The sequence below is a fragment of the Kitasatospora sp. MY 5-36 genome, assembly GCF_001182915.1.
Classification (GTDB): domain Bacteria; phylum Actinomycetota; class Actinomycetes; order Streptomycetales; family Streptomycetaceae; genus Kitasatospora.
The window spans coordinates 1-6,677 of the sequence record NZ_LFVW01000632.1 but is presented as its reverse complement, the minus strand read 5'-3'; the positions used below and the strand labels follow the sequence as shown (position 1 = coordinate 6,677).

Annotated in this window: 3 protein-coding genes and 1 pseudogene; 1 reads left to right on the top strand and 3 read right to left on the bottom strand. The window is 75.3% G+C overall.

Annotated elements, in window-relative coordinates:
* Window positions 1-206, top strand: a pseudogene (locus tag AE652_RS32190) (hypothetical protein); the annotation flags it as partial.
* Window positions 207-219: 13 nt separating this feature from the next.
* Here the strand turns inward: AE652_RS32190 and AE652_RS32185 are convergent.
* The 3 genes from AE652_RS32185 to AE652_RS32175 form a co-directional block, all read right to left on the bottom strand.
* Window positions 220-1,431, bottom strand: a complete 1,212-nt coding sequence (locus tag AE652_RS32185) for a PP2C family protein-serine/threonine phosphatase (RefSeq protein ID WP_159028611.1) — start codon at window positions 1,429-1,431, stop codon at window positions 220-222.
* A 191-nt stretch (window positions 1,432-1,622) separates the two neighbouring features.
* Window positions 1,623-4,856 carry an ATP-dependent DNA helicase gene (locus tag AE652_RS32180; protein ID WP_049658018.1) on the bottom strand — a complete coding sequence of 1,078 codons (3,234 nt, stop codon included), beginning with the start codon at window positions 4,854-4,856 and terminating at the stop codon, window positions 1,623-1,625.
* Window positions 4,857-4,888: 32 nt separating this feature from the next.
* Window positions 4,889-6,677, bottom strand: a 1,789-nt coding sequence (locus AE652_RS32175; protein WP_049658016.1) for a UrvD/REP family ATP-dependent DNA helicase, incomplete at its 5' end; no start/stop codon positions are given.

The following is a 6,677-nucleotide window of genomic DNA, read 5'->3' as shown; positions in this document are numbered from 1 at the left end:
GCCGGCGCCGGGTGCGCGAGCCGCGGCCGCGCCTGCAGGGCTGGTACGACCTGGCGCGCACGCCGACCTACCCCTCGCACCGGCCCGCGGTGCAGTTCGACCACGTGCTGGCGATCGGTGTGCCGCGGACGGCGGTCGGCCCGGCGGCGGCGCCGCGCGCGGTGGTGTCGGACCACCGCCCGCTGCTGGTCGAGGTGTCCCTGTAGGGCCTCTGGGTCCTCAGTGGCGCGCCAGGACCCCGGCCTGCTGCGGGAGGTGGACGGTGGCCGCGCCCCGGGGTGCTCCGGGCCCGAGCGCGGGCGGCGGGTCGAACTGGAGCAGCAGCATGGCCGCGTCGTCGCCGAGCTGGCGCCCGACGTGGCGCACCACGTCCTCGTGCAGGCGCTGCAGGACGTCGGCCGGGCGGCCGGCGGCGCAGTGCGGGAGGCGTTCGGCGAGCGGGTAGAAGACGCCGGCCCGGTCGCGGGCCTCGATCACCCCGTCGGTGAACAGCAGGACCCGGTCCTCGCCCTGGAGCAGCAGCCGGTGCACCGGCGGGCGGACGTCGGCCGGGTCGAGGACGCCCAGCGGCGGTACGGTCTCGGCGAGTTCGAGCGGGCTGACCTCGCCGCCGCGCAGCAGCAGCGGGGCCGGGTGGCCGCAGTTGACGATCTCCGCGGCGCCGTCGGGGCGGACGCCGATCAGCACCAGGGTGACGAACTCCTCCTCCACGCCCGGGTGGTCGTTCTCGTGCAGGGCGCGGTCGAGGCTGACGGCCAGCCAGCCGGCCACCCGGTCCAGGGCGGCCTCCTGGTGGGCGGCTTCGCGGAAGGCGCCGAGCACGGCGGCGGCCGTCTCCACCGCGCCGAGGCCCTTGCCGCGGACGTCCCCGACCACGGCCCGCACCCCGTGCCGGGTGTTGACCACCTCGTAGAGGTCGCCGCCGATCCGGGCGTGCGCGGCGGCGGCCTCGTAGTGGACGGCCGCCCGGACGGTGCCGACCCGTTCGGGGACGGGCCGCAGCAGCACCCGGCGGGCGATCGAGGCGACCAGCTGGGCGTCGGCCAACGCCTGTTCCTGGCGCAGTCTCAGGGTGGCGCTGACCCAGCCGATCGCGGCGACGAGCAGGATCGCGAAGACGCTGGCGGCGTGCACGGACTCGCCGAGCGTGTCGCTGCGGAAGGCCATCAGGAAGGCCGCCGCCTCGGTGCCCAGACCGATGGCGAGCGGGTACCAGGTTCGGCGGCTGACCACGGCGGCCAGCGCGGGTACGGCGGTGAGGGCCGGTTCGACCGTCACCTCGGTGCCGCTGAGGTAGTCGAGGGCGACGATCAGCACCATGCCGATGAACGGCAGCGCCAGCGCCGTCCTCGGCCAGGTGCCGGTCGCGCGCGGAGCGGGCCCCGGTGTCGGCCCGGTGAACCGCTCTCTGATCCATCCGGTCGCGCTCAACTTCGGTCTCTCCAGCAGAAGACGCCGATGCCCGAGGGCACCTGCGGTGATGACTGAGGGTCAGGGAATACGGGCCTCGCTGGCGGCCGGAGCACGGGGGTTGACCGGTTACCGACCCCACAATAGGCGCGAAACGTGCATGACGCACAGGTTTCGGGCACTGGCGTGATGACTTGGATGCTCTGTGTGACTCAATAGTCACTGTTCCCGATCAGGAGCCGTTCCAACTCTTTTCGGTCGGGAAGTCCTACGGGACGGACGATCCGTCCGCTGCGGACGTACAGGAAGGAAGCCGTGACCTGCTCGGGATCGACGCCCGCGTGCTCGGCCCAGGCCAGCCGGTAGACCGCGAGCTGCAACGGGTCGGCGGTCTCCTCCCGGTGGGTCTTCCAGTCCACCACTTCGTAGCGTGACGCACCACCGGATTCCGACAACGCGTCATCTTCCCGGTAGACCGCGTCGATCCGTCCCCGCACCACCCGTCCCGCCAGCACCAGCTGGAACGGCGCCTCCACCCGGTGGGGCTTGCGCTGCGCGTACGGGGTACGCAGGAACGCCTCCTTGAGCCGCTCCAGGTCCTGCTCGTCCTCGATGCCGTCGTCGTCGGCGCCGGGCAGCGCGCCGGGCTCGACCAGCAGCAGCGGCTCGATCCGGGACTGCACCCAGGCGTGGAAGCGGGTGCCGCGCCGGGCCGCCGGCTGCGGGGGGCGCGGCATCGGACGGGCCAGCTCGTGCGCGAAGCCGTCCGGGTCGGCGGCGAGGCGCAGCAGCTGGGTGGCGGACAGCGAGGCGGGCAGCGGCACGTCCCGCGCGGTGCGCCGGGAGCGCTCCAACTCACCCAGCAGCGCGGTCAGATCGCGGTCCCAGGAGGCGACCTGGCGCTGGTCCTCGGAGGTCAGCTCCTCGGCCTCGGGGGCCGCCGCGCCCGCCACCCGCGCGCGCACCACCTCGGCGACCCGGCGGCGGGCGTGCTGGGCGGCCGGGTCCAGCGGCAGCGGCCAGGGGCGCTCGACCGGGGAGGCCAGCGCCGGGTTCTCGGCGCCCTTCTCCGGCTGCTCGGCCCAGTGCTCGACCTCGCCGGCGCCGGGCCGCTCGCAGTGCTCGCGCAGCCGCTCCAGGAAGTCGGACGGGCCGCGGACGGTCTTCTGGCTCGGCCCCCACCAGTGCCCGGAGGCCAGCAGCAGCGACCGGGGGCGGGTGAACGCCACGTAGCCCAGGCGCAGTTCCTCGACGGCGGAGTGGTCGGCCAGCTCCTTCTTGAAGGCCGTCATCGACTTCCCGTTCCACCCGCCGCGCACGTCGGGCAGCGTTTCGGCGTCGCCGCGCAGGGCGTGCGGGAGCACGCGCTTGGTGCTCGTCCAGCGTTCGCGCGGGCTGGACGACGGGAACGCGCCCCGTACCAGGCCGGGGACGGCGACCACGTCCCACTCCAGGCCCTTGGACTTGTGCGCGGTGAGCACCTTCACGGTGTCCTCGCCGCCGGGCAGGCTGCTGTCCAGGCCGCGCTCGTACTCCTGGGCGGCGCGCAGGAAGCCGAGGAAGGCGGCGAGGCCCGGGTCGCCGTCGAGGTCGGCGAAGGAGGCGGCGACGTCCAGGAAGGCGTGCAGGGTCTCCCGCCGCCGGGCGGCCAGGGCCTGTGGGGAGGCGGCGAGTTCGACCTCCAGGCCGGTGACGGACAGCACCCGGTGCAGCACGTCCATCAGCGGGTCGGCGAGCGAGCGGCGCAGGTCGCGCAGCTCGGCGGCGAGCCGGGCGAAGCGCACCCGCGCCTCGGCGGAGAACGGCAGGTCGTCGGGCTTCCCCTCGTCGCCGGCCGAGGCGTCGAGGAAGGTCTCCACCGCGTCGGCCAGCGAGACCACCTCGGTCGGGTCGGCCTCGGCGACGGCCGCGGCCAGCGCCTCGACGCCCTCGGGGTGGTCGGTGCGCACCAGGTCGGCGGCCCGGCGGCCGAGCAGGGCGAGGTCGCGCGGGCCGATCCGCCAGCGCGGGCCGATCAGCAGGCGCACCAGCGCGGCGTTGGCGGTCGGGTCCTGCAGCACCTCGCAGACCGCCACCAGGTCGGCCACCTCGGGCAGCTGCAGCAGCCCGCCGAGGCCGACCACCTCGACCGGCACCTCCCGGGCGACCAGCGCGGCGTGGATGTCCGGGAAGGCCGCGCCGCCGCGGCACAGCACGGCGATCCGGCCGGGCGCGGTGCCGGTGCGCACCAGGTGGGCGATCGAGTCGGCCAGCCAGTCGACCTCCTCGGCGTGGGTGGGCAGCAGCGCCGCGCGCACGTAGCCGTCCCGCTCGGCGCCGGGGGCCGGGCGCAGCGCCTCCACACCCTCGTGCATCTCCCGCAGCGGGACGGCGAGTTCGTTGGCGAAGGCGAGCAGGCGGCCGCCGCTGCGGCGGTTCTCGCTGAGCGCGTAGCGGTCGGCGGGGCGGCCGTCGGCCTTCGGGAAGTGCCGGGGGAACTCGTCGAGGTTGGCCACCGAGGCACCGCGCCAGCCGTAGATCGCCTGGCAGGGGTCGCCGACGGCGGTCACCGGGTGGCCGCTGCCGGTGCCGGTTCCGTCGCCGGGGGCGCCGAACAGGCCGGCCAGCATCAGCCGCTGGGCGACCGAGGTGTCCTGGTACTCGTCCAGCAGCACCACCTTGAACTGGCCGCGCAGCAGCTCGCCGACCTCCGGGCGCTGCTGGGCGAGGCGGGCGGCGGCGGCGATCTGGTCGCCGAAGTCCATCAGCCCGGCGGAGCCCTTGCGGCGCCGGTAGTCCTCGACGAGGCGCAGCAGTTCCAGCCGGGCCCGGGCGGTGGCCGGGACGGCCCGCAGGTCGTCGTTGGTGAGCTTGACGGTGGCGAGGGTGTCCAGCAGCCGTTCGTCGAACTCGCGCAGGGTCTGCGGCTCGACCAGGTGCTCGGCGAGTTCGCCGTCCAGTGCGGTCAGGTCGGCGACCAGGTTGGCGAAGGTGCCGGTGAGGGCGGGGAACGGGCCGCGGGCGGTGCGCAGCACCTTGGCGGCGAGCTGGAAGCGGGTGGCGTCGGCGAGCAGCCGGACGTCCGGCTCGATGCCGATCCGCAGGCCGTGCTCCTTGAGCAGGCGCCCGGCGAAGGCGTGGTAGGTGGAGATCTCCGGGTCGCCGAGCGGCTCGGCGCCGTCCCGGTCGACGACCCCGGCCCGCAGGAGGGAGGCGCGCACCCGCTCGGAGAGCTCGCCGGCGGCCTTGTTGGTGAAGGTGAGGCCGAGCACCTCCTCGGGCCGGACCGCGCCGGAGCCGACCAGCCAGACCACCCGGGCGGCCATCACCGTGGTCTTGCCGGAGCCCGCGCCGGCGACGATCACGGCCGGCTCCAGGGGGGCTCCGACCGCCGCCATCTGCTCCCGGTTGAACGGGATGCCGAGCAGCTCCTTGAGCTGGTCGGGATGGCTGAGCACGGCGGTCACCCCGCAACCGTAACCGGAGCGTCGGACAGGATTCACTCCACGAGCTGCGCCCCGTCGCGCTGGGCGGAGCAGCTGCGGCGGAAGGTGCAGCGGTCGCAGCCGCCGCCGGTCTGCGGGACGAAGCGCTCGGCGAGGACCTTCCCGGCCGCCTCGGCGAGCAGGTTCTCGATCCAGGGCTCGCCCTGCGGCGGCTCCTGGTGCTGCACCTTGGGGGTGTCCTGGGCGGCCTTGGCGGCGGGCTCGCGCAGGTGGACGAGTTCGGCGCCGCCGGTGTCCGGCGGGTGCCCAGGGAAGCCGGGCAGCTCGTTGAGGGCGCCGGCCCGGACGGCGAGCTGGTAGACGGCGAGCTGCTTGTGCTCGGGCAGCGACCTGTCGGTGGGTATCTGCTTGCCGGTCTTGAAGTCGACCACGTAGGCGCGCCCGGCGGAGTCCTTCTCCACCCGGTCCATCGAGCCGCGGATGCGCACCGAGACGCCGCCGACGTCGAGGGTGACGTCGAAGCCGTGCTCGGTGGCGACGAGGTCCCGGCCGCGCTCCAGGACGTGCCAGTTGAGGAAGCGCTCCAGGGCGGCGCGGGCCTCGGTCTTCTCCTGCTGGGACTTCCAGGGCGCGTCGAAGGCCAGCGCGTCCCAGACGGTGTCCAGCCGCTCCATGAGCACGGCGAGGTCGGCGGGGGTGCGGCCGGAGCCGACCTCGTCGGCGAGGGCGTGCACCACGTTGCCGAAGCCCTGGGCGGCCGAGCCGGCGCCGCGCGCCTTGACCTCCTTGTCCAGGAACCACTGCAGGGAGCAGCTCTCCAGCTGTTCCAGCCCGCTGCCGGACAGCCGGACGGGCGCGTCGGCGCTGCGCAGCGGCTCGGCGGCGGCGGTCGGGTCGTCCAGGCCCCACCAGCGCTCGGGGCGGGCGGCGGGCACCAGCGGCTGCCCCTCCTCGTCGGTGGCGGCGGCGAGGGTGGCGAGGCGTTCGGCGGCGGCGCGGCGCAGTTCGGGCGAGCGGGCGGGGTCGACGGTGACGGCGCGCAGTTCGGCGACCAGCGCGGCGACGGACAGCGGGCGGCGCGGCCGGTGGGTGACGTCCTCGACGGTGACCGGCGGGGTGCGGCGGACGACCCTGCCGGTCCTGGGGTCGACGTCCTCGCGGTAGAGCTCGCGCAGGAAGCGGGACGGTTCGTCGCCGTCGTCGGCGGGGGCCTTGACGGCGGTGACGATCAGCCGTTCCTTGGCGCGGGTCGCGGCGACGTAGAAGAGCCGGCGCTCCTCGCCGAGCAGCGCGCCCGGGGAGAGCGGTTCGGCGAGGCCGTCGCGGCCGATCCGGTCGGCCTCCAGCAGGGAGCCGCGGCGGCGCAGGTCGGGCCAGAGGCCGTCCTGGACGCCGGCCACCACGACCAGGCGCCACTCCAGGCCCTTGGAGCGGTGGGCGGTCATCAGCCGCACCGCCTCGGGGCGCACGGTCCGGACGGTGAGGGTGTCGGCGGCGATGTCCTGGGCTTCGAGTTCGGCGAGCAGGTCGAGGGCGCTGCGGTGGCCGGTGACCTGTTCCTCGGCGCGGGCGGCGGTCTCGAACAGGGCGCAGAGCGCGTCCAGGTCGCGGTCGGCGTTGCGGCCGGCCGCGCCGCCGCGCAGGGCGGCCCGTTCCAGTCGCTCGCGCCAGCGGCGGCTGCCGTCCCACAGCTCCCAGAGCGCCTCCTCGGCGGTGCAGCCGCCGGCCAGCAGTTCGCGGACCTTGCGCAGCAGGGTGCCGAGGTCGCGGGCGCGGCGGGCGTGCGCGGGGTCGAGGGCGACGAGGCGCTCGGGTTCGGCGAGGGCCTCGCGGATCAGTTCG